This window comes from Cognatilysobacter terrigena, from assembly GCF_004361065.1.
GTDB classification, from domain to species: domain Bacteria; phylum Pseudomonadota; class Gammaproteobacteria; order Xanthomonadales; family Xanthomonadaceae; genus Cognatilysobacter; species Cognatilysobacter terrigena.
Window position 1 is genome coordinate 245,522 of sequence record NZ_SELT01000002.1, and the last position, 21,540, is coordinate 267,061.

At 68.7% G+C, this 21,540-nt stretch carries 21 protein-coding genes; 9 read left to right on the forward strand and 12 right to left on the reverse strand.

All coding sequences use genetic code 11. The features are described from left to right. Positions 1-154: 154 nt before the first annotated feature. The 11 genes from fis to EVS83_RS03005 all read right to left on the reverse strand — a co-directional run bounded on the left by fis (position 155) and on the right by EVS83_RS03005 (position 9,474). A complete protein-coding gene (fis, locus tag EVS83_RS02955; protein ID WP_133499428.1) occupies positions 155-448 on the reverse strand; it encodes a DNA-binding transcriptional regulator Fis in 294 nt (97 codons plus the stop codon). Between the two features lie 135 nt (positions 449-583). Next, the gene (locus EVS83_RS02960; protein WP_133499430.1) at positions 584-1,552 is read right to left on the reverse strand and encodes a DUF3426 domain-containing protein; all 969 of its coding nucleotides are present in this window, start codon (positions 1,550-1,552) and stop codon (positions 584-586) included. Positions 1,553-1,615: 63 nt separating this feature from the next. Continuing rightward, positions 1,616-2,533 (reverse strand): 50S ribosomal protein L11 methyltransferase, encoded by a 918-nt coding sequence (gene prmA, locus EVS83_RS02965; RefSeq protein ID WP_133499432.1) that lies wholly within the window; start codon positions 2,531-2,533, stop codon positions 1,616-1,618. A gap of 3 nt (positions 2,534-2,536) precedes the next feature. Then, positions 2,537-3,238, reverse strand: a complete 702-nt coding sequence (locus tag EVS83_RS02970; RefSeq protein ID WP_133499434.1) for a hypothetical protein — start codon at positions 3,236-3,238, stop codon at positions 2,537-2,539. Between the two features lie 72 nt (positions 3,239-3,310). Beyond that, the gene (accC, locus tag EVS83_RS02975; RefSeq protein ID WP_133499436.1) at positions 3,311-4,678 is read right to left on the reverse strand and encodes an acetyl-CoA carboxylase biotin carboxylase subunit; all 1,368 of its coding nucleotides are present in this window, start codon (positions 4,676-4,678) and stop codon (positions 3,311-3,313) included. A gap of 102 nt (positions 4,679-4,780) precedes the next feature. Further along, on the reverse strand, positions 4,781-5,260 hold the full coding sequence (gene accB, locus EVS83_RS02980) for an acetyl-CoA carboxylase biotin carboxyl carrier protein (RefSeq protein ID WP_133499438.1): 480 nt from the start codon (positions 5,258-5,260) through the stop codon (positions 4,781-4,783). A 60-nt stretch (positions 5,261-5,320) separates the two neighbouring features. Then, the gene (aroQ, locus tag EVS83_RS02985) at positions 5,321-5,788 is read right to left on the reverse strand and encodes a type II 3-dehydroquinate dehydratase (protein WP_133499440.1); all 468 of its coding nucleotides are present in this window, start codon (positions 5,786-5,788) and stop codon (positions 5,321-5,323) included. Between the two features lie 94 nt (positions 5,789-5,882). Next, on the reverse strand, positions 5,883-6,461 hold the full coding sequence (locus EVS83_RS02990; protein WP_133499443.1) for a TlpA family protein disulfide reductase: 579 nt from the start codon (positions 6,459-6,461) through the stop codon (positions 5,883-5,885). Next, on the reverse strand, positions 6,458-8,722 hold the full coding sequence (locus EVS83_RS02995) for a protein-disulfide reductase DsbD family protein (protein ID WP_133499445.1): 2,265 nt from the start codon (positions 8,720-8,722) through the stop codon (positions 6,458-6,460). Before EVS83_RS02995 ends, EVS83_RS02990 begins: the two co-directional genes overlap by 4 nt. Then, on the reverse strand, positions 8,715-9,038 hold the full coding sequence (cutA, locus tag EVS83_RS03000; protein WP_133499447.1) for a divalent-cation tolerance protein CutA: 324 nt from the start codon (positions 9,036-9,038) through the stop codon (positions 8,715-8,717). Before cutA ends, EVS83_RS02995 begins: the two co-directional genes overlap by 8 nt. A gap of 34 nt (positions 9,039-9,072) precedes the next feature. After that, complete coding sequence (locus EVS83_RS03005) at positions 9,073-9,474, reverse strand: helix-turn-helix domain-containing protein (RefSeq protein ID WP_133499449.1); 402 nt, start codon at positions 9,472-9,474, stop codon at positions 9,073-9,075. Between the two features lie 603 nt (positions 9,475-10,077). On the opposite strand from EVS83_RS03005, the gene groES reads away from it, so the two are divergent. From groES to EVS83_RS03030, 5 genes are all read left to right on the forward strand, one after another. Further along, positions 10,078-10,365 (forward strand): co-chaperone GroES, encoded by a 288-nt coding sequence (gene groES, locus EVS83_RS03010; protein WP_115647140.1) that lies wholly within the window; start codon positions 10,078-10,080, stop codon positions 10,363-10,365. A 59-nt stretch (positions 10,366-10,424) separates the two neighbouring features. Further along, positions 10,425-12,068, forward strand: a complete 1,644-nt coding sequence (gene groL / locus EVS83_RS03015) for a chaperonin GroEL (RefSeq protein ID WP_133499451.1) — start codon at positions 10,425-10,427, stop codon at positions 12,066-12,068. A 275-nt stretch (positions 12,069-12,343) separates the two neighbouring features. Then, positions 12,344-14,890: a S8 family serine peptidase gene (locus EVS83_RS03020; RefSeq protein ID WP_133499453.1), complete on the forward strand. Its 2,547-nt coding sequence runs from the start codon at positions 12,344-12,346 to the stop codon at positions 14,888-14,890. Between the two features lie 195 nt (positions 14,891-15,085). Then, positions 15,086-17,875 carry a bifunctional [glutamate--ammonia ligase]-adenylyl-L-tyrosine phosphorylase/[glutamate--ammonia-ligase] adenylyltransferase gene (gene glnE / locus EVS83_RS03025; protein ID WP_425456052.1) on the forward strand — a complete coding sequence of 930 codons (2,790 nt, stop codon included), beginning with the start codon at positions 15,086-15,088 and terminating at the stop codon, positions 17,873-17,875. 38 nt (positions 17,876-17,913) lie between these two features. After that, positions 17,914-18,333, forward strand: coding sequence for a GNAT family N-acetyltransferase (locus EVS83_RS03030; protein ID WP_208108671.1), 420 nt, complete (start codon positions 17,914-17,916; stop codon positions 18,331-18,333). Here the strand turns inward: EVS83_RS03030 and EVS83_RS03035 are convergent. Then, positions 18,330-19,310: a mitochondrial fission ELM1 family protein gene (locus tag EVS83_RS03035; protein ID WP_133499457.1), complete on the reverse strand. Its 981-nt coding sequence runs from the start codon at positions 19,308-19,310 to the stop codon at positions 18,330-18,332. The two genes, EVS83_RS03030 and EVS83_RS03035, sit on opposite strands and share 4 nt — an antisense overlap. A gap of 86 nt (positions 19,311-19,396) precedes the next feature. Between EVS83_RS03035 and EVS83_RS03040 the strand changes: the two genes are divergently transcribed. The 4 genes from EVS83_RS03040 to EVS83_RS16290 form a co-directional block, all read left to right on the forward strand. Beyond that, positions 19,397-19,987 (forward strand): malonic semialdehyde reductase, encoded by a 591-nt coding sequence (locus EVS83_RS03040; protein ID WP_133499459.1) that lies wholly within the window; start codon positions 19,397-19,399, stop codon positions 19,985-19,987. Positions 19,988-20,019: 32 nt separating this feature from the next. Continuing rightward, positions 20,020-20,625: a YceI family protein gene (locus tag EVS83_RS03045; RefSeq protein WP_133499461.1), complete on the forward strand. Its 606-nt coding sequence runs from the start codon at positions 20,020-20,022 to the stop codon at positions 20,623-20,625. A 4-nt stretch (positions 20,626-20,629) separates the two neighbouring features. Next, positions 20,630-21,337: a pirin family protein gene (locus EVS83_RS03050; RefSeq protein ID WP_133499463.1), complete on the forward strand. Its 708-nt coding sequence runs from the start codon at positions 20,630-20,632 to the stop codon at positions 21,335-21,337. A gap of 58 nt (positions 21,338-21,395) precedes the next feature. Further along, on the forward strand, positions 21,396-21,540 hold a 145-nt coding region (locus EVS83_RS16290; protein WP_133499465.1), incomplete at its 3' end, for a zinc-finger domain-containing protein.

Sequence of the window (21,540 nt, forward strand, 5' to 3'; positions counted from 1 at the left end):
GGGAAGCGCGAATTATACCGGCCGGCCTCGGCGCGCCCGGTGCTTCGCGGCCGCCGCATCCGCCGCGTTGCACACGCCGGCGCTCATGCCGCAATGGAATGGCAGTGGTCGACGTTCCGATCGACGTCGAACGCAGGATCCAACGGACTCGACCTCAGCCCTGCGCTAACCCGTATTCGCGCAACTTCTTCCGCAGCGTCGCGCGGTGGATGCCGAGCAACTGCGCGGCGCGGCTCTGGTTGCCGTCGCAATGACGCAGCACTTCCTGGAACAGCGGGATCTCGAGTTCGCGCAGCGCGACCTCGTAGAGATCGCAGGTGTCGCAACCGTCGAGGTCGCGCAGGAAGCGGCGGATCGAAACAGCGACGTGCTCGCGCAACGGCGTGCGTGCGCCGGGGCGGATGTCGGTAACGACGGACGGGGCGAGGTCGGATGCAGCAGCGCTCATTGGCGTTATGACGACCCGCAGTCCGCGCGGGCGGAGGCGGAGTCTAGCCCGAGCACGTCGCGCACAACGGGGCGACACCACCGCGCCGACGAGCGAACGGATGAACGGCCGGATGTCCGGCCGGGACAGATGCCGTTACTGCAGCTGGAAGTCGTACGACTCGACGCGCGCCGCCGGCTCGCGGACGTCGAACGCGATGTCGAGGCTGTCGCCCGGCGCCACGAGCGACGTGACGCGCTGGCCGTAGTCGTGCGGCGCGACCGCACGCGCACCGACGAGGCGGCCGTCGAGATCGGACAGGCTCAGCACGATGACCGGCGCCGGCTGCGGCCAGCGCGCATCGTTGCGGACCGTGGCGGTGACGTGCAGCACGCCGGCCTTGCGCGGATTCGGGCGCACGTTGCGCGCGACCATGCGATACGCCTGCGGCTCGCGCCACGCCGGCACCTCGCAACCGAGCACGCCGCAGGTCTGCATCACCAGCGGACGCCAGCGTGCGTCCGCGGCCAACGCCGTGCGCTGCGCGAGCAACAGCTGCAGGCCGAACACGACGGCCAGCGTCGCGACGATCGCGGCAATGGGCCAGCGTCGGCCGCGCGGCTGCGTCGCGCGCCGGCGGGCGAAGCTGGGGCCGTCGGATACGGCGCGTGCGATGCGCGACCGAGCTTCGTCGATGGCGTCGGTATCGGTCGGCGTGTCGAGGTCGGCGTCGGTGCTGGTGGCATCGCCGACGGGTGCATCGATGTCACGTGTGTCGATTGGCGCGGCTGCCGTCGATCGCGCCGGCTCCGATGGGGCCGCAGTCGACTCGGCAACCGGCTCGACGCGTTGCGCGCCGACGCGTTCGATCGCGCGCTGAGGAGGCGCGACGTCGGCTTCGTCGCGCGTTCCGGCATCTTCGGACACCGGTGCGACAACCCCGCTCACCGGTGCAGTGCCGCGACCACCCGCATCCGCACCGCGACGCTGCGGCACTTCCTCGAGGGTCTCGATCACATCGCCTTCGGACAGCAGCGCGCTGCCGCAGCGCGGGCAACGCTGGCTCATCTCGCGGCCGGCGATCAGGGCGACCAGGAATCCGCAGTTGGGGCAGGGCATGAACATGGCGCTATTCCACCATGCCTCGCGGGCGGAATGCGACGTGGTTCACAGCTGGGCCGCTGCAGCTCAGCGGCGACGCCCGCTGACGCGCATCCAGTCGTCGAGCTGCTCGACGCGGATGTCGTCCAGCACGTCGGCATAGGCCGCGGCGACTTCGTCTTCCTGCCCGGCGAGGATGCCGGACATCGCGAGCTGCGCCCTGGGCGCGCACCGCGCGGCGATGACGTCGCGCAGCTCGATCAATGCGGACGCAAGGATGTTGGCGACGACGACCGGATACGTCGCAACAGGCTCGTCCTGCGGCAGGTAGACCGCCAGGCGATCCGCGACGCCGTTGCGCTCGGCGTTGTCGAGCGTCGCCGTCACCGCCTGCGGATCGTTGTCGACGCCCACCGCGTCCTTCGCACCCAGCTTCAGCGCGGCGAGAGCGAGGATCCCGGAGCCGCAACCGAAGTCGAGCACGCGCGCATCGCGCAGCACGCCGTCCGACGCAAGCGTGTCCAGCCACTCGAGGCAGAGCGCCGTCGTCGGATGTGTACCGCTGCCGAACGCGAGGCCGGGATCGAGGCGCACGACGGCCGCATCCGGCGCATCCGCACCCTCGGGCAGTTCGTGATTCCACGGCACGATCCACGTGCGCGCGCCGAATTTGAGCGGCGCGTACTGGTCCATCCACGCGCGTTCCCAGTCCTGGTCCTCGACGTCGCGGAATTCCGCGCGCGACCAGTCGAGGCCTTCGTCCTGCGCCGACAGCGCGTGCAGCAACGCATCGCGCGGCGTGCCGGCCTCGAACAGCGCGGTCAGCACCATCTCGTGCCAGAGCGGAGTCTCGCCGACGCCGGGTTCGAAGATGGCCTGTTCGTCGGGCGCATCGGCGTGCGCGTCGACCAGCGTCACCGCCAAGGCGCCGACATCCTCGAGCGCGCGCTCGTAGCGCGGCTGCTGCGCTTCCGTGCAGGGGAGGGCGAGCTCGAGGTAGGGCATCGCTTATTGGCCGACCAGCTGGATGGCGTCGATCGCCTTGTAGCCGGGCTGCACCGCGTTCGCGACCGTCACCTTCACTGCCGCGACCTTGTACGGCGTGGTGTCGAACGAGCGCACGAACCAGCTGCGCGGGCCGCGCGTTTCGTCCTGCACGTCGCTGAGGCCGGTCCACACGGTGTGGCTGGCGCCGGTGGTGTCGATCAGGTCGATCTGGTGCGCGGTCTTGACGCCCTTCTCGAACGCGACGCGCACGGTGGTGGCGTTCACCGGCTTGGCGAACTTCGCTTCGATCCAGTCGAAGCCCATGTCCTGCCGATTGTTGAGCCAGGTGTTGCCGTCCGGCGCGCCGGCGGCATGCACGGGCGTGTTCGGTTCGTTGGAGTCCGGCGGCAGCTTGTCCGCATCACCGAACGACGAACTCGCCTTCGCCGACGCCGCCCATTGGCCGTGCGCATCGTTGATGTAGCGATCTTCCATCTCGGCATAGGCGAGCTTGGCCTGCGCGTCGGCATCGGCCGGGCCGGTGCCGGCGTCGGCGCTCGGCGGCGGGCCGGGCGGTGCGGCGGCGACGGTCGGTGCAGGCGTCGCCGGCGCGGACGCGGCGGGCTGCGCGGCGTTGTCGACGGTCGGCGCATCGTCGTGCTTCTTGCACGCGCTGACGGCGACGAGGCTCAGGAGCGAGACGGCAACAAATCCCTTGTGCATGGCGGACTCCGGTGGAAAGCGGGGGACAACGCTCGACGTGGCGATCGGATGACCGCCGCGTCGGCATCGAAATCAACCGATCGCGATCGCCTTTTCCTTCTGTTCCTTCAGGCGCTTCTCGAGGTAATGGATGTTCTGTCCGCCCTGCTGGAAGCCGGCGTCGGACAAGATGCGCTGCTGCAGCGGGATGTTCGTCTTGATGCCGTCGACGACCATCTCGTTGAGCGCCACGCGCATGCGTGCGATCGCGATGTCGCGCGTCGGGCCGTGCACGATGAGCTTGCCGATCATCGAGTCGTAGTTCGGCGGCACGCGATAGCCCTCGTAGATGTGGCTGTCGACACGCACGCCGGGGCCGCCCGGCGCGTGGAAATGCTGGATCAGGCCGGGGCAGGGCATGAAGGTGTCGGGATCTTCCGCATTGATGCGGCATTCGATCGCGTGGCCTTCGAGGACGATGTCTTCCTGCTTCAGGCGCAGCTTCTCGCCCGCGGCGATGCGCAGCTGTTCGGTCACGAGGTCGATGCCGGTGACGAGCTCGGTCACCGGGTGCTCGACCTGGATGCGCGTGTTCATTTCGATGAAATAGAACCGCCCGTTTTCGAACAGGAATTCGAACGTGCCCGCGCCGCGATAGCCGATGCGGATGCAGGCTTCGACGCAGACCTTGCCGATCTCCGCGCGCAGTTCCGGCGTGATGCCCGGCGCCGGCGCTTCCTCGACCACCTTCTGGTGGCGGCGCTGCATCGAACAGTCGCGCTCGCCGAGGTGGATCGCATTGCCCTGGCCGTCGGCGAGGACCTGGATCTCCACGTGGCGCGGGTTCTCCAGGAATTTCTCCATGTAGACCATGTCGTTGCCGAACGCGGCCTTGGCTTCCGACTTCGTGGTCTGGATCGCGGTGACGAGCGCGGCTTCGGTGTGCACGACGCGCATGCCGCGGCCACCGCCGCCACCCGCCGCCTTGACGATGATCGGGTAGCCGATCTCGCGCGCGATCTTGGTGTTCTCCGCCGGGTCATCGCCGAGCGGGCCGCCGCTGCCGGGCACGCACGGAACGCCCGCGGCCTTCATCGCGCGGATCGCTTCGACCTTGTCGCCCATCAGGCGGATCGTGTCGGCCTTCGGCCCGATGAAGATGAAACCGCTCTGCTCGACGCGTTCGGCGAAGTCCGCGTTCTCGCTGAGGAAGCCGTAGCCCGGATGGATGGCCTGCGCGTCGGTGACCTCGGCGGCGGCGATGATCTGCGCCATGTTGAGGTAGCTCTGCGTGCTCGGCGCGGGACCGATGCAGACGGACTCGTCCGCCATCGCGACGTGCTTGAGGTTGCGGTCGACGGTGGAATGCACCGCGACCGTGCGGATGCCGAGCGCGTGGCACGCGCGCAGGATGCGCAGCGCGATTTCGCCCCGGTTTGCGATTACGACTTTGTCGAGCATGGGTGATTCCAATGCGTCTCTAGGAGTGCGAACGTCCGGCCCGTCGGCCGCGCGGCCGACGTGCGTTCGCCGGCTCGCGGCAGTGCCGCTCGAAAGCCCGGCTCACCCAATAACGAACAGCGGCTGGTCGAACTCGATCGGCTGGCCGCTCTCGACGAGCACCTTGAGCACGGTGCCGGAGACGTCCGCTTCGATCGGGTTGAACATCTTCATGGCTTCGATGATCGCGAGCGTGTCGCCGGCCTTCACCGACTGGCCGACGCTCACGAACGCCGGCTTGTCCGGCGCGGGCGACGCATAGAACGTCCCCACCATCGGCGCACGCACGACGTGGCCGGCCGGCAGGTCGCCGCCCGCCTTGGGCGCGCCACCGGACGCGGCGTCGGTCGGGCCCGCCATCGGCATCGCCGGCGCGGCGGCCTGCGGCTGCGGCATCGCATAGGCCGGCGGCGGCGCGTAAGCCACTTCGCGGGTCGTGGTGCGCGCCAGGCGAACGGTTTCCTCGCCTTCCTTGATCTCGATCTCGGAGAGATTGCTCGCCTCGAGCAGGTCGATCAGCTTCTTGATTTTCCGCAGGTCCATGTCGGGCCTCGTGTGTGGATACGGGATCGATCGCCGCCTGTTCGCCGGCGATCGCGAAGGTCAGGAACGGTTGGCTTGCGAAGCCGCGCGCTTGTCGAGCCAGGTCAGCGCGGCGTCCATCGCGAAGCGGTAGCTGTCGGCGCCGAAGCCGCAGATGACGCCCATGGCGAGGTCGCTGAAGTAGCTCTGCTTGCGGAACGGCTCGCGGGCGTGCGGATTCGACAGGTGCACTTCGATGAAGGGCAGGTCGGCTGCGGCGACGGCGTCACGCAGGGACACGCTGGTATGTGTCAGCCCGGCCGGGTTGATGATCAGGAATGCGGTGCCGTCGGAGCGGGCGGCGTGCAGCCGATCGATCAGCTCGTGCTCGGCGTTCGACTGCATGGCCTCGAGCGTGTGGCCGTGCGATTCGGCGTCGAGCTTGAGCGCTCGGTCGATCGCGGCCAGCGAGGTGCGTCCATAGACCGCAGGCTCGCGCTCGCCCAGCAGATTGAGGTTGGGGCCGTGCAGGACCAGCAGCTTCGCCATGGCAGACCCTTCCGACGTCGGAGCCGCGCAGTCTGCGCTTCGCCGCCAAGGCTGTCCAGACGTTCGCTACCGTATCGCCGACGTTTAGCGAAATTCAATCGCGCGTTCGAAGCGCGTCGACCGCCCAGGTGTCGAGGTCCTTGGCCTGAAGCGGGCCGGCCCATTGGCGGAGGATGCGGCCGTCGGGGCTCACCAGCACGCTGTACGGCAAGACGCCGCGCGTATCGCCGAGGCGGGCGCCGGCGTCGGTCGGCCCGGGGGTGTCGATGAGGATCGGATAGGCGACCGGATGCGCCTTGAGGAAAGCCCGCACCGCCTCGGCATCGTCGAGCGCGATGCCGACGACTTGAACGCCGTTCGCGCCCTGCTGCCGCGCGAACCGGTCCAGCGCCGGCATCTCCTCGAGGCAGGGCCCGCACCAGCTGGCCCAGAGGTTCACCAGCACGGGACGTCGCGCGGCCAGCGACGCCAGCGTTCGACGGTTGCCGTCCGGGGTGGGCAGTTCGATCGCCGGTGCAACGCGCCCGACGTTCGCACCACCCGGTGCCGGCGTCGTCAGCAGTGCCTGCCCGAGACGCGTGCGTGCGAGCCAGCTGCGTTCGGTCGACAGGCTCGCGACGACGCCCAGCGCGCCCGCAAGAACCGCGACGATGACGACCGTTCGCGTCCTCATCGCGACGCGTCGGCCAGTGCGTCCGTGACCATCGACGGTGTCAGCAGGGTCGGCAGCACCTTGGGTTCGCCGTCGCGCGGATAGACGACGTAGAGCGGCACGCCGACCGCGCCGTGGCGCTGCAGGAAGGCGGTCAGCGCGGGGTCGACGTCGGTGTAGTCGCCGACGAGGTACACGGCGTTCGCGTTGCGCAGGGCATCGGCGAAGGCCGGGCGACTGAACACCGCCCGTTCGTTGGCCTTGCAGCTGACGCACCAGTCGGCGGTGACGTTGACGAAGACGACGCGGCCTTCCGCGCGAAGCGCCGCGAGGCGGGCTTCGGTGAAAGGCTCCTGGTCCGCTTCGGCGACGACTGTCGCGTTCGGGCGCGGCAGTCGATGCACGGTGGCGAGTGCAGCACCCGCACCGGCGAGCGCGACGGCCAGCGCCACCACGCCCCAGGCGCGACCGCGATGGCGCGTGCGGCTCCACGCCCACGCGGCGAACGCGATCGCGACCGCGGCGGCGAGCGTCCATGCGATCGCGTCGGGCCCGCGCTGGCGGCCGAGCACCCAAAGCAGCCAGGCACTGGTGAGGTAGAGCGGGAAGGCGAGCGCCTGCTTCAGCGTCTCCATCCATGCGCCCGGACGCGGTAGCAGCGCGGCGAGGCCCGGCATCGCGCCGATCAGGATGAAGGGGAGTGCGAGGCCAATGCCGAGTGCGATGAACACGGCCAGCGCGAGCGCCGTCGGCGCGAGGAAGGCCCACGCCAACGCCGCACCCATGAACGGCGCGGTGCACGGCGTCGCCACGACGACGGCCAGCACGCCAGTAAAGAAGTCACCCGCGAAACCGCCGCGCTGCGTGAGCGAATGACCGGCGCCGGTCCAGCGGCCGCCCGCATACCAGAGGCCCGACAGGCTCAAGCCCAGCGCGAACATCACCAGTGCAAGTACGGCGACGACGATCGGCTCCTGCAACTGGAAGCCCCAGCCGAGTGCGCGACCCGCATGGCGCAGCGCCAGCGCGAGACCGCCCAGCGCGAGGAAGCTCAGCACGACGCCCGACGTGTAGCCGAACGCATGGCGGCGCGCGACGGTCGGCGAACCGCTTTCCGCGAGCGACAACGCCTTCAGCGACAGCACCGGCAGCACGCACGGCATCAGGTTGAGCACGAGTCCGCCCAGCAGTGCGAGCAGCAATGCCGACAGCGCACCGCTCGCCGCGACCGTGCGCGGCGTGGGCGGTGCCTGGCGGGCCGGCATTGCGACGGCCGGTGCCGATGTCGCGCCGTCGGTCGCCGCGTTCGGTGTTGCAGTCGACGACGAATCGGCTGCGGCGATCGTCGACGTCGGTGTAGTGGAACTCGCAACCGCCGGCGCGGCACCGATCGTTCCCGCCGGAAGATCGACGTCGACCGTGCGCTCCATCGGCGGATAGCAGATGCCATCGGTTTGGCAGCCCTGGAAGCGCGCGGTGAGCTTGATCGTGCGCGCCGCGGTCGTGGTGCGCGTTACCGGCAACGTGAGGTCGGCTTCGTCGAAGTAGACCGCGACGTCGCCGAAGTGTTCGTCGTGATACGAACGCGCGGGCGGCCAGTTCGGCGTGCCGAGCGCGAAGCCGGCCCTGCGCGATGCGGCGTCGATGCGGAACGTCGTGCGATCGCGATAGAGGTAATAGCCCGACGCCGGCGTAAAGCGCACGAGCACGCGATTGCCGCTGTCGGGAATCGCTTCGAAACGGAACGCGTCGTCGGCGGGCAACGGCGCGGCATCGACACCTGCCGTCGCGCCGCGCGCGAGTGCGAACGGCGAACGACCCGGCGCGTTCGACGATGAAGAAGTCGCGTTCGCAGGCAGCGCGACCGTGAGTCGTCGCGTCTGCGGCGGATAACACACGCCCGCATCCGCGCAGCCTTGGTACTTGATCGTGACGACGGTGCTTGCGGCCTGCGGCGTGCCCGGAAGCTTGGCGACCAGCGAACCGCGATAGGTTTCGACGTCACCGAAGAATTCGTCGTGGTGTGCGTCGCCCTTCGGAAGCTGCACGGCATCCGCGACGAAGCCCGCATCCGACTGCACGCCGATGCGGTGTCGATAAAGGTAGTAACCCTTCGCGATCGTCCAGCGCACTTCGATCGCGCCATCGGTGTACTGCGCGCTCGGCACGAACACGCTGTCGACCGGCGGCAGCTGGTCGGGCGTGATCGCATGCGCGCGCAGCGCCCACGTGGCGGCGAGGATCAGGAGCGTGCCGGCGATCCGGCGCAGCGTGTCAGGCATCGGGACGGCTCTGGGCGGTGACCCAGTCGAGGTAGGTGGGCGCGCCGTCGCTTGCGTCGATCGCAAGCAGCTCCGGCACGTCGTAGGGGTGCATCGCCTGTACGCGCGCGATGACCGCGGGGATGCGGTTCTTCGCGGTCTTGATCAGAAGCAGGATCTCGTCGGCCTGCTCGACGCGTCCTTCCCAGCGATAGGTCGAACGCACGCCGGGCAGCTGCTGCACGCAGGCGGCGAGGCGTTCGTCGACGAGCGCAGCCGCGATGCGGTCGGCGGTCGCGGCGTCCGGACAGGTGCAATGAAGGACGGCGACGGACATCCGCCGATTGTAGCGAGCGGCCGGGCAGCGGCCGTCAGACGTCGCGACGGCTGTTTCGCGAGCGGCCGGTGCGTAGCGCGGCCATCTGCTCCATCAGTTCGACGAGCGGTGCCTGGCTGCGCGGCGGCAGGCTGCGGAACGCGGTGAGCATGCGCAGCTCGAGCGGCTCGTCGACCATCGTCGCGTCCACCGCCGCCACGCCTTCCATCGCGTCCTCGGCGGACAGGGCCATGCGCCCGCGGCCCGTGGCCAGCCATTCGAACTGCACGCCGGTCACCGTGGCGACGCGTCGCAGGTTGGACATGCTCGGGCTCTTGCCCTGCACGGCTTCCCAGTGGCTGACGGCGCTGCGCTGCACGCCGACCGCTTCGGCCAGCGCCGACTGGGAGAGGCCGGCGTGGCGTCGGGCGAGGCGGATTCGCTGCTGCGAATTCATCGAAAGTGACGCTCCACGTCAGGCGAATGGACGGTCAAGGGCGAACTCTACCGGAAGTCACCCCGCTACCGATAAAACCGTGAGGAGGTGCGCTTCGGGTCACACTCCTGAGTGAAGACGGGCTGAAATGCGGGAATGAATACGATTTCATAAATGGCCTGTTTCCATCCGCTACCGGAATCGGACGTTGCTATCGGTAGCGGCGGGGTGGCGCGGGTGACGCGAACCGCCCACAATCGCCCCACGTCGACACGGAACGTCGACATGACATGGGGTCACGGGTTCTTGGGGAGGCGCGCCGGATCGCGCGAGCTTGGATGGCCGTCCCTGACAACCAAAGAGCGCGTTTCTTCGGGACGCGCTCTTTTTTTGTCTCCGCGTTTCGCGTCGAACGCCCGCTCGCACCGCCGTCCGGCGATCACGCGCGCTCCACTTTTTTTGCCGCCGGGCCCTTGAAAGCCCGCCGGGCCATCCCATATCCCGCCCCGTCCGCGATGCGGGCGCAGTGCGTTCCGGGTTTGGCACTCGGGACAAGCGACTGCTAAAATTTCCCGTCTTTCGCTGTAATTTCAACCACTTAGCAATCCAGCCGGAGGTTCGTGCATGAACATCAAGCCGCTCTACGACCGCGTGGTCATCAAGCGCATGGAAGAAGAAAAGGTTTCGGCCGGTGGCATCGTGATCCCGGATTCGGCGACCGAAAAGCCGATCAAGGGCGAAGTCATCGCGGTCGGCGAAGGCAAGGCCTTCGACAACGGCACCGTGCGCGCCCCGAAGGTCAAGGTCGGCGACAAGGTTCTGTTCGGCAAGTACAGCGGCACGGAAGTGAAGCTGGACGGCAACGACCTTCTCGTTGTGAAGGAAGACGACATCTTCGCGATCCTCGGCTGATCGCGGCCTTCCTTCGAATCACGCATCCCTTCTGATCAATTCTTTTTGAGGTAACTGCAATGGCAGCCAAGGAAATCCGCTTCGGCGAAGACGCGCGCACCAAGATGCTGCGCGGTGTGAACGTGCTCGCGAACGCCGTCAAGGCCACGCTCGGCCCGAAGGGCCGCAACGTCGTGCTCGAGAAGAGCTTCGGCGCCCCGACGATCACCAAGGACGGCGTGTCCGTCGCCAAGGAGATCGAGCTCGCCGACAAGTTCGAGAACATGGGCGCGCAGATGGTGAAGGAAGTCGCGTCCAAGACCTCGGACAACGCCGGTGACGGCACCACCACCGCGACCGTGCTCGCGCAGGCGCTGATCCGCGAAGGCATGAAGGCGGTCGCCGCCGGCATGAACCCGATGGACCTCAAGCGCGGTATCGACAAGGCCGTGTCGGCCGCCGTCGCCGAGCTGAAGAACATCTCCAAGCCGTCGTCGACGAGCAAGGAAATCGCGCAGGTCGGTTCGATCTCGGCGAACTCGGACACCAACATCGGTGACCTCATCGCGCAGGCGATGGACAAGGTCGGCAAGGAAGGCGTGATCACCGTCGAAGACGGTTCGGGCCTGGAGAACGAGCTCGACGTCGTCGAGGGCATGCAGTTCGACCGCGGCTACCTCTCGCCGTACTTCATCAACAACCAGCAGTCGATGCAGGCCGAGCTGGACGACCCGTTCATCCTGCTGCACGACAAGAAGATCTCGAACGTCCGCGACCTGCTGCCCGTCCTCGAGGGCGTGGCCAAGGCCGGCAAGCCGCTGCTGATCATCGCCGAGGAAGTCGAAGGCGAAGCGCTGGCGACGCTCGTCGTCAACACGCTGCGCGGCATCGTCAAGGTGTGCGCGGTCAAGGCGCCGGGCTTCGGTGATCGTCGCAAGGCGATGCTCGAGGACATGGCGATCCTCACCGGCGGCACCGTGATCTCCGAGGAAGTCGGCCTGCAGCTCGAGAAGGCGACGATCAAGGATCTCGGCCGCGCGAAGAAGGTGCAGGTCTCGAAGGAGAACACCACCATCATCGACGGCGCCGGCGACACCGCCGCCATCGAAGGCCGCATCAAGCAGATCAAGGCGCAGATCGAGGAGACCTCCTCGGACTACGACCGCGAGAAGCTGCAGGAGCGCGTGGCGAAGCTCGCCGGCGGCGTGGCGGTGATCAAGGTCGGTGCGTCGACCGAGATCGAGATGAAGGAGAAGAAGGCGCGCGTCGAAGACGCCCTGCACGCCACGCGTGCGGCGGTCGAGGAAGGCATCGTGCCGGGCGGTGGCGTTGCGCTGCTGCGCGCCAAGGCCGCAATCAAGGGCCTGACGGGTGCCAACGAGGACCAGAACCACGGCATCCAGATCGCCCTGCGCGCGATGGAAGCGCCGCTGCGCGAGATCGTGACCAACGCCGGCGAAGAGCCGTCGGTCATCGTCAACAAGGTCGTCGAGGGCAATGGTTCGTTCGGCTACAACGCCGCGACCGGCGAGTACGTCGACATGATCGAGGCCGGCATCCTGGATCCGACCAAGGTCACCCGCACCGCGCTGCAGAACGCCGCGTCGATCGCCGGCCTGATGATCACGACCGAAGCGATGGTCGGCGAGCTGCCGAAGAAGGACGAGCCCGCCATGGGCGGCGCCGGCGGCGGCATGGGCGGCATGGGCGGCATGGACTTCTAAGTCGCGCTTCCCGCTGCACCGCAACACGAAAAGCCCCGCGAAAGCGGGGCTTTTTCTTTGCGCGTGAGCCGCCTCGACCGTTCGTCGCACACGCCACCGAATGTGACCCACGTCGCGTTTCGTGAAGATAGGCTAAATCCCGACCCCGGCTGCGTCCTGCCTGTGGCGGGGGTTGCGTTCCGGCCGCCGTCCAGTGGCTCCCCTCCCCCGAACTGACGAGGTTTGCCGTGAAGAAGTCCTCCGCCTTGGCGTTATCCGTTCTCGCGTGCGCATGCATGGCCGCGATCGCATCCGATGTCGCGCTCACACCGCTGGAACCCGAGACGCCGTATCCGGTCGCCGACAACGACGGCACCCCGGTCGACGAAACACCCGGGCGCTGGTTCGTCGAACTCAGTTCGGCGCCGCTGTCCGATCGCGGTTCCGCCGCGATGCTCGCGAATGAAAAGCAGACGTTCCGCAACGCCGCGCGCGGCGCGGGCGTGAAGTACATCGAGAACTACGCGTACGACAGCCTGTTCAACGGCTTCTCCGTGACGGTGTCGCGCGCGCAGCTCAGCACCATCGCGCGCCTGCCGGGCGTCAAGGCGATCTATCCGGTCGACACGATCCCGATGCCGCAGAGCGTGCCCGATCCGACGTCGTCGCCGGAGCTCTACACGGCACTGCAGATGACGGGCGCGGACGTCGCGCAGAACAGCCTGGGCCTCGACGGCACGGGCATCCGCGTCGCGGTGATGGACACCGGCATCGACATCGACCATCCCGCGTTCGGCGGTGGTGGCGTCAACGGCGGCACCGCGTTCCCGAGCGCGCGCATCGTGGCCGGCTGGGACTTCGTGGGCGACGCCTTCGACCAGGGCACCAACCCGGTGCCGGTGCCGGACGCGCGTCCGGACGATTGCGCGGGTCATGGCACGCACGTCGCCGGCATCATCGGGGCGAATGGTCAGGTGAAGGGTGTCGCGCCGAAGGTGTCGTTCGGTGCCTATCGCGTGTTCGGCTGCGCCGGCTCGACGTCGTCCGACATCATGCTCGCGGCGATGGAGCGTGCGCAGGCCGATCGCATGCAGGTGCTCAACATGAGCATCGGCGCCGCGCTGCAATGGCCGCAGTATCCGACCGCGCAGGCGGCGACCCGGCTCGTCAACCAGGGCATGATCGTCGTGGCGTCGGCGGGCAATGACGCGGCACTCGGCCTGTACGGGTCGTCGGCGCCGAGCGTCGGCGAGAAGGTCATCAGCGTCGCGTCGTTCGACAACATCGGCATCGCGCAGCCGGCGTTCGCGATTTCGCCGGATGCCATGAAGATCGGCTACAACGCCGCGACCGGCGCGCCGGCGCCGCCGAGTTCGGGCACCACGCCGATCGCGCGCACCGGCACGACATCGTCGACGGCCGATGCCTGCGCGGCGCTGCCCGCCGGCAGCCTCACCGGCAAGATCGCGTTGATCCGCCGCGGCACGTGCTCGTTCTACATCAAGGCGAAGAACGCCGAAGCCGCGGGCGCCGCGGGCGTACTGCTCTACAACAACGTGGCGGGCGGGTTGAACCCGACGGTCGCCGGCACGCCGTCGGTCAACATTCCGACCGTGGGCATCAGTCAGGCCGATGGCGCGACGATCGACGGACGCGTCGTCGGCAGCGGCACCAGCCTCACGTGGGGTCCGTTCCACGTGTCGCAGCCGAACCCGACCGGCGGGCTGATCTCGTCGTTCTCGTCGTGGGGCCTCTCGCCCGATCTGACGCTCAAGCCCGACATCGGCGCGCCGGGCGGCTCGATCTACTCGACCTATCCGCTCGAACTCGGCGGCTACGCGTCGCTGAGCGGCACGTCGATGTCGTCGCCGCACGTCGCGGGCGCCGCCGCATTGCTTTTGCAGGCGCTGCCGCACACGCCGTCGCAGGCCGTGCGCTCGATCCTGCAGAACACGGCGCAGCCGGCGCTGTGGTCGGGCAACCCCGGCCTTGGCTTCCTCGAGCCGACGCACCGCCAGGGCGCGGGCATGCTGCACATCGATCGCGCCATCGTGAATGCCACGCGCCTCGATCCGGGCAAGATCTCGCTCGGCGAAGGCCAAGCGGGACCGCAGACGCGCACGCTGACGTTCACCAACGGCGGCTCGACGCCGGTCACGTACACGCTGAGCTCGGTCAATTCGCTCGCGACCGGCCCCAACACGTTCTCGCTCTCGTTCTACAACGCGGGCGGCGGGGTCGCGTTCTCCGCACCGAGCGTCGTGGTGCCCGCGCACGGGTCGGCGACGGTCAACGCGACGATCACGCCGTTCCCGACCGGTGGTGGCCTCGACGGCGGCATCTACGGCGGTTACCTCGTCGCGACGCCGAACGACGGCAGCAACACGCTGCGCATTCCGTTCTCCGGCTACGTCGGCGACTACCAGGCCCGCCAGGTGCTCGTGCCGACGGCGAACGGCTTCCCGTGGCTCGCGAAGTTCAACGGCAGCTCGTACTTCAACCAGCCCTCCGGCGCGAGCTACACGATGATCGGGAACGACATCCCGTTCTTCCTGATCCACTTCGACCATCAGGCCGCCGGTGTCCGCATGGACGTGCGCAATGCCGACACGAACCGCTCGGCCGGCAAGTTCCTGCAGACCGACTACTTCGGCCGCAACTCGTCGGCGACCGGCTTCTTCGCGTTCTCGTGGGACGGCAACACCACGCAGGGCCGCACGACGGGCCCGGTGCCGAACGGTCGCTACACGGTGCTGCTGCAGGTGCTGAAGGCGAACGGCGATCCGAACAACCCGGCGCACTGGGAAACCTGGGCGTCGCCGGTCGTGACGATCGCCCGGTAAACGATGAGAGAGGGGCGGGCGGCCACGGACGGCTGCCTGAACCGGTCAGTCTTTGCTGCAATGCAGCGTGCAATCCCCATCACGTCTCTTTAACGATAGACCTGCATCCCGACGTGGGGGAGGGAGCAAAAGCCCGCTGGCGGCAACGCCAGTGGGCTTTTTTTCGTCCCGAGCCCGCAGCGGCCGCATGACAGAATGCGGCGCATGAGCGAGACGACAGCCGCCGTGCAGGCGATCGACGCCGCGGTGGAGCGCGCGCTGCGACGCCTCGACATCGCCGAGAACGCACGCGATCGCGTCGCCGCCGTCGCCCGCGCCAGCGACTTCGCCATCGACGTGCTCGCCCGCGATCGCACGCTGCTCGCGCACCTGCTCGACAACGACGGTGCGACGCCGGTGCCGGAACCGCAGCTCGACCCGGCGACGCCGGTCGACTGGCCCGCGCAGCTGCGTCGCTACCGCACCGCCGCGTCGACGCGGCTGATCTGGCGCGACGTGCTCGGCCTCGACGATGTCGACGCCACGCTCGCCGGAAGCACGCAACTCGCCGAACGCTGCCTGTCGCTCGCGCTGGACGCGCTCGAAGCGCAGTTCGCGCAGCGCCACGGCGTCGTGCGCAATGCCGAGGGCCGCGTGCAGCGGCTGGTCGTGTTCGGCCTCGGCAAACTCGGCGGCGGCGAGCTCAACTTCAGCTCCGACATCGACCTCGTCTACGCCTACGAAAACGCAGGCGAATCGGACGGCGCACGTCCGCTCGACGCCGAAGGTTATTTCACCCGCCTCGGCCAGCAGCTTGCGAAGCTGCTCGACGAAGTGACCGCCGACGGTTTCTCGCATCGTGTCGACCTGCGCCTGCGGCCGTTCGGCACCGCGGGCCGGCTCGCGTGGTCGTTCGGCGCGCTCGAGCAGTACTTCCAGCGCGAAGGGCGCGACTGGGAGCGTTATGCGTGGCAGAAGGCGCGGCCGGTCGCGGGGGACATCGCCGCAGGCGAGCGCTTCCTCGACACGCTGCGGCCGTTCGTCTATCGCCGCTATCTCGACTTCGGCGCACTCAATGGCCTGCGCACGATGAAGGCGTCGATCGCGGCGGAAGTCGCGCGACGCGAACTCGTTGACGACATCAAGCGCGGGCCGGGCGGCATCCGCGAAATCGAATTCCTCGTGCAGGCGCTGCAGCTGATCCGCGGCGGTCGCGAGCCCGGGTTGCGCGAGCGTCGGCTCCTGCCGGCGCTGCGCGCGCTGGTCGACGCGGGCTATATCGACGCCGATACGGGCGACACGCTGGCGGCGTCGTACCGCACGCTTCGCCGTGTCGAGAATCGACTGCAGATGCTGCGCGACGCGCAGACGCATGCGCTGCCGGACGACGAGATTTCGCGGCACCGCATCGCCACGGGTCTAGGCCATGACGACTGGAGCGCCTTCCGCGCCTCTCTCGATGCCGTGCGCGCTCGCGTCACCACCGAATTCAATGCACTTCTTGCACCGCGCGAACGCACCGCAGCGCCCGACGCGTTGGCTGCGTACTGGAGCGCGTTGCCGCTCGCGGGTGATGCCGCGACGCTTGCCGACGCCGGCTTCGCCGAAGCGGGCGAAGCGGACGCACTGCTCCGCGATTTCGCGCGCTCGCCGGCCGTGCAGGCGCTGTCCGACGCGACGCGCGCGCGGCTCGATCGCGTCATGCCGGCGTTGTTGCATGGCGCCGCGCAGTCACGCGAGCCGCTGCTCGCGATGCGACGCCTCGTCGCGCTCGTCGCGAACGTCCTGCGTCGAAGCGCCTACCTGGCGCTGCTCGACGAACAGCCGGCCGCGCTCGAGCGGCTGGTCGACGTGGTTGCGCACAGCGCGCTGCTGGCCGAACGGCTCGCGGCGTATCCGCTGCTGCTCGATGAACTGCTCGACGCGCGTGTGGCCGGCGTGCTGCCGGGCCGCGACGAACTCCGCGCCGCCTGCGACGACGCGGTCGCCGGCATCGACGACACCGAGCATGCGCTGCGCGCGCTCAACGAGGTCCGCCAGGCGCTGAGCTTCCGCATCGCGATGGCGGTGCGCGATCGTCGACAACCTGCCGACGACAGCGCCCGCCAACTCGCGTGGCTGGCGGATGCGGTGGTCGATGTGGTCGTGCGCATTGCCGAAGGCGAAGTCGTGGCAGCGAACGGCCGCGTGCCCGATTCGCGCTTCGCCGTGCTCGGCTACGGCAGCCTCGGCGGCGAGGAATTGGGCTTCGGATCCGACCTTGATCTGGTCTTCCTCTATGACGCGCCGCCCGATGCGGAGTCCGACGGCGCGCGACCGCTCGACGCACAGCGCTGGTTCGCGCGGCTCGCGCAGAAGGTCGTCGCGCTGCTCGGCGCAGCGACCGGCGCGGGCCGCCTGTTCGACGTCGACGTGCGTCTGCGCCCCGACGGTGCGAAGGGCCTGCTGGTGTCGAGCCTCGCGGGGTTTTCGGCGTACCAGCGCGAGCGCGCGTGGACCTGGGAACACCAGGCGCTGGTGCGCGCGCGATGCATCGGCGGTGATGCATCGTTGTGCGCCGATTACGAACGCGTGCGCGCCGAAGTGCTCGGTCGTCCGCGCGACCTCGCCACCGTGATCGCCGACGTCAACCAGATGCGGCGACGCATGCGCGCGGAACTCGATCGATCTGATGCGGCGAGCTTCGATCTCAAGCAGGGCGAGGGCGGACTCGTCGACCTCGAGTTCGTACTGCAGGCGCTCGTGCTCGCCCACGGTGCGCGGGTTCCTGCGGTGCTGCATCCACGCAACACGCGCGAACTCATCGACACGTCCCGCGACACCAACGTGCTCGACGCCAGCGTGGCCGGACCGCTCGCCGAAGCGCACGCGCTGATGCTCGCGCGGGGGCTCGACTGCACGCTGGACCGCCGCGCACGCCGCGTGCCCTACGACACCGCGATCGACGCCGCTCGTGCGATCGTGCGCGAAGCCGTTCGCGCGTCGTCGCTCGACTTCGCGGGATGACCATGACTGACGCGGCGTCCACGGTTCGCCCGGTTCGCATGAGCGATGCTCCGCGGATCGTGGCGCTATCCGCGCAGCTCGGTTATCCGGCGACGCCACCCGAGATCGAGCAACGCCTCGACGCGTTCGCCCGCGTCGACACTGCGATCTTCATCGCCGAACTCGATCACGCTGTCACCGGTTGGATCGCCGTGGAACGTCGCATCACGCTCGAGTCCGGCGTCGCGTTCGAGATCACCGGGTTGGTGGTCGATGCGCGCCGGCGGCGGACCGGGGCCGGTCGCGCGCTGGTCGACGCTGCGGAGCATTGGGCGCGGGAGCGTGGCGCCGAGGCGCTGGTCGTTCGTTCGAACGTCGCACGCGACGAATCGCATCCGTTCTACGCGGGACTCGGCTTCGCACGGACGAAGACGCAACACGTGTACCGGCGCGCTATCGCGCCAGCCTCGAACGATTAGGGCGATCGCGCCGGCAATCCGAGCCGTTCGCGCAGCAGCGCCGCCACGCGCTGCGTCTCGCGCATGGGCTCGGCGTCGAACGGTTCCGGCTCGCGCGTCAGCGGCCGGATGCGGCCGGCCTTGCGCAACGCCTCGACGAACCGACGCGGCCGCCCGCGCACGCTGCGATCGCCGGCCACGTACACCGGTGCACGCGTCGCGCAGGCTTCCGACAGCATGTTCACCGAGTCGGCCGTGCAGATGATCCGGTCGGCCCAGCCGAGCAGTGCCGCATAGGGATTGCGGCCGTCCACCGAGCCGGTCCACACGACACCCGGCAATCCGCGCAAACGCTTCTTCGCGCGCTCCACCATTTTCGCTGGCGTGCGACGCGATGTCGTCGCGAGCACGCTACCGCCTTCGCGCTCGATGAGTCGGCGAACGTCACGCAGCCAGCCATCGAGGCGGCGCGTCGACATGCGCATGTTCGACGTCGGGCCGCCGATCAGCAGCGCGGTACGCGGGCCGGGCAGGGCGCCGAACGACGCGAACGCCGCACGCGATGCACCGAGCCACGTGTCCTGCACGGGGTTGAGCGAGCCCTGCAGCTCGATGACGTTCGGTCCGCGCAGGCGATCGTGCGCGGGCACGATGACCGCATCCCAATGCGTGGTGGGCAGTCGCGGATCGAGGATCTGCACGGCGTGCGCACCGTGCGCGCGCAGCAGACGCGTCGCCAGCGCCGCCTGCCGGCCGCAACCGATCGCGAGCGTGTGGCCGAGTACCGGATCACGCAGAAGCTGTTCGAAGTCCGGGCCGAACGCACGCGCGGCGTTGCCGAACATGCGCGGTGCGAACCAGCGCCACGGTGCCCGCGGCTTGACGACGAGATCGTGCGTCGGGAGCTTCAGGGCGTCGGCGAGTGCGCGGGCCTGGCGCACGTTGCCGGCATGGCCATCGGTGACGACGAGGATTCGGGTAGGTGTCGAACGTTGCACGAGCCGGATCGATCCGTTCTGGCCGACGACGGCCGTTTAGCGGGCGTGACTCTACACTGCGCCCACCCCACGTTATGGAGACGCCGATGTCGCAGCCGCTGTCGAAGGAGGCGCTCGACCAGCTGTTCGTGACCGCCCGCACGCATAACCGCCTCACGGGCGAGGTGAGCGACGAGACTCTGCATCGGCTCTACGAGCTGGTGAAGATGGGCCCGACCACCGCGAACACCACGCCGGCGCGCTTCGTGTTCGTGAAGTCGCAGGCGGCCAAGCAGCGGCTCGCACCGGCGCTCGACGAAGGCAACCGCGCGAAGACGCTCGAAGCGCCGGTCACCGTCATCGTCGCCCACGATCTCGCGTTCTACGAAAAGCTGCCGTACCTGTTCCCGCATACGGATGCGAAGGGCTGGTTCGACACGAAGCCCGAGGCCGACCTGCAGACCATTGCGCTGCGCAACAGCTCGTTGCAGGGCGCGTACCTGATCCTCGCCGCACGCGCGCTCGGCCTCGATACGGGCCCGATGTCGGGCTTCGACAATGCGAAGGTCGACGCCGAATTCTTCGGCGGCACGAAGATCCGTTCCAACTTCCTCGTCAATCTCGGGGAAGGCGACTTCGATCATGTCTTTCCCCGCTCGCCGCGCCTCTCGTTCGACGAGGCCGCGCGCATCCTCTGACGCACGCCTCACCCCTCTTCGGAGCTCCGTCCATGTTCAAGCGCATCGCCCTCGGTTTCGCGCTCGCCGGCCTCGCCGGCGTCGCCTTCGCCGCCCCGCTTTCGTACAAGATTGACGCCAACCACCCGCAGGTCACGGCGACGTGGTCGCACTTCGGCTTCTCGCATCCGTTCGCGAACTTCGGCCAGGTCGACGGCACCATCGTGTACGACCCGCAGAACGTCGGCGCGTCGTCGGTGAAGGTGACGCTGCCGCTCGCGGGCCTCGACAGCACGGTGCCGGCGCTCGACGAGCACCTGCGCAGCAAGGATTTCTTCGAAGCCGAGAAGTACCCGACCATCACCTTCAACAGCACGAAGGTGGAAGCCGCGGGCGACAAGAAGCTGCGCGTCACCGGTGACCTCACCGTGCACGGCGTGACCAAGCCGGCGGTGCTCGACGTCACGCTCAACGGCGCGGGTCCGCATCCGATGACCAAGCGCGAGACAGTCGGCTTCGACGCGACCACCACGATCAAGCGCGCCGACTTCGGCGTCGGCGCCTACGTGCCGAACGTCAGCGACGACATCCAGATCCGCATCACGACCGAGGCGTCCGTGCCCAAGGCCGACGGCGCACCGGCATCGAAGAAGAAGTAGGACGATGATCATCGAGCGCCCGGGGCAGGAACGGGGCCACGCGAAGCATGGCGGCTGGCTCGACAGCCGCCACACGTTCTCGTTCGGCAACTATTACGACCCGCAGTGGATGGGCTTCGGGCCGCTCCGCGTGATCAACGAAGACCGCGTAGCCGGTGGCGGCGGGTTCCCGCCCCACGGCCACGCGAACATGGAAATCCTGTCGCTGGTCCTCGACGGGCAGCTCGCCCATCAGGACAGCAGCGGCGGAGGCGGCACCATCGGTCGCGGCGAAGTGCAGTGGATGAGCGCCGGACACGGCGTGCAGCACAGCGAGTTCAATGCGTCGAAGACCGAAGGCGTCCACTTCCTGCAGATCTGGATCCAGCCCGATCGCGTGAACGCGCCGCCGGCCTACGCGCAACGCGCGCCGCAGCCGGGCGACGACAGCGGCGACTGGGTGCTGCTCGCATCGCCCGACGGCGCGGACGGCAGCATCGGCATCCGCCAGGACGCGCGTCTCTACCGCGCCACGCTCGCCGGCGACGCAACCCTGCACCGCGTGCTCGACAGCGACCGTCGCTACTGGCTGCAGGTCGCCCGCGGCACGGTGCTGGCGTCCGACCATGTGCTCCGCGCCGGCGACGCGCTCGGCTTCGTCGAGGAGGGCGGGCCGCTGGTGGTCGAAGCGAACGGCGACGCCGAAGTCCTGCTGTTCGACCTGCCGCACTGACGGGCGCCCACGGGCCGGCTGGTAGAATCCGCCGCCTCACCGCACCGTCCTGCCGTCCATGACCGACCGCACCGCCTCTCCGCAGAATGCCGAGCCGGCCAACGCCCGCCAGCGCTACGTCGTCGGCCGCAAGGACCTGCCGCTGAGCTGCCCGCTGCCGGAAATGGCGCTTTGGAACTCGCATCCGCGCGTCTACCTGCCGA

What these genes read in the sequence shown, in the direction of transcription:
- fis (WP_133499428.1), bottom strand. Translation starts at nt 448, where the DNA reads ATGAGCGCTGCTGCATCCGACCTCGCCCCGTCCGTCGTTACCGACATC.
- EVS83_RS02960 (WP_133499430.1), bottom strand. Translation starts at nt 1,552, where the DNA reads ATGTTCATGCCCTGCCCCAACTGCGGATTCCTGGTCGCCCTGATCGCC.
- prmA (WP_133499432.1), bottom strand. Translation starts at nt 2,533, where the DNA reads ATGCCCTACCTCGAGCTCGCCCTCCCCTGCACGGAAGCGCAGCAGCCG.
- EVS83_RS02970 (WP_133499434.1), bottom strand. Translation starts at nt 3,238, where the DNA reads ATGCACAAGGGATTTGTTGCCGTCTCGCTCCTGAGCCTCGTCGCCGTC.
- accC (WP_133499436.1), bottom strand. Translation starts at nt 4,678, where the DNA reads ATGCTCGACAAAGTCGTAATCGCAAACCGGGGCGAAATCGCGCTGCGC.
- accB (WP_133499438.1), bottom strand. Translation starts at nt 5,260, where the DNA reads ATGGACCTGCGGAAAATCAAGAAGCTGATCGACCTGCTCGAGGCGAGC.
- aroQ (WP_133499440.1), bottom strand. Translation starts at nt 5,788, where the DNA reads ATGGCGAAGCTGCTGGTCCTGCACGGCCCCAACCTCAATCTGCTGGGC.
- EVS83_RS02990 (WP_133499443.1), bottom strand. Translation starts at nt 6,461, where the DNA reads ATGAGGACGCGAACGGTCGTCATCGTCGCGGTTCTTGCGGGCGCGCTG.
- EVS83_RS02995 (WP_133499445.1), bottom strand. Translation starts at nt 8,722, where the DNA reads ATGCCTGACACGCTGCGCCGGATCGCCGGCACGCTCCTGATCCTCGCC.
- cutA (WP_133499447.1), bottom strand. Translation starts at nt 9,038, where the DNA reads ATGTCCGTCGCCGTCCTTCATTGCACCTGTCCGGACGCCGCGACCGCC.
- EVS83_RS03005 (WP_133499449.1), bottom strand. Translation starts at nt 9,474, where the DNA reads ATGAATTCGCAGCAGCGAATCCGCCTCGCCCGACGCCACGCCGGCCTC.
- groES (WP_115647140.1), top strand. Translation starts at nt 10,078, where the DNA reads ATGAACATCAAGCCGCTCTACGACCGCGTGGTCATCAAGCGCATGGAA.
- groL (WP_133499451.1), top strand. Translation starts at nt 10,425, where the DNA reads ATGGCAGCCAAGGAAATCCGCTTCGGCGAAGACGCGCGCACCAAGATG.
- EVS83_RS03020 (WP_133499453.1), top strand. Translation starts at nt 12,344, where the DNA reads ATGGCCGCGATCGCATCCGATGTCGCGCTCACACCGCTGGAACCCGAG.
- glnE (WP_425456052.1), top strand. Translation starts at nt 15,086, where the DNA reads ATGCGGCGCATGAGCGAGACGACAGCCGCCGTGCAGGCGATCGACGCC.
- EVS83_RS03030 (WP_208108671.1), top strand. Translation starts at nt 17,914, where the DNA reads ATGAGCGATGCTCCGCGGATCGTGGCGCTATCCGCGCAGCTCGGTTAT.
- EVS83_RS03040 (WP_133499459.1), top strand. Translation starts at nt 19,397, where the DNA reads ATGTCGCAGCCGCTGTCGAAGGAGGCGCTCGACCAGCTGTTCGTGACC.
- EVS83_RS03045 (WP_133499461.1), top strand. Translation starts at nt 20,020, where the DNA reads ATGTTCAAGCGCATCGCCCTCGGTTTCGCGCTCGCCGGCCTCGCCGGC.
- EVS83_RS03050 (WP_133499463.1), top strand. Translation starts at nt 20,630, where the DNA reads ATGATCATCGAGCGCCCGGGGCAGGAACGGGGCCACGCGAAGCATGGC.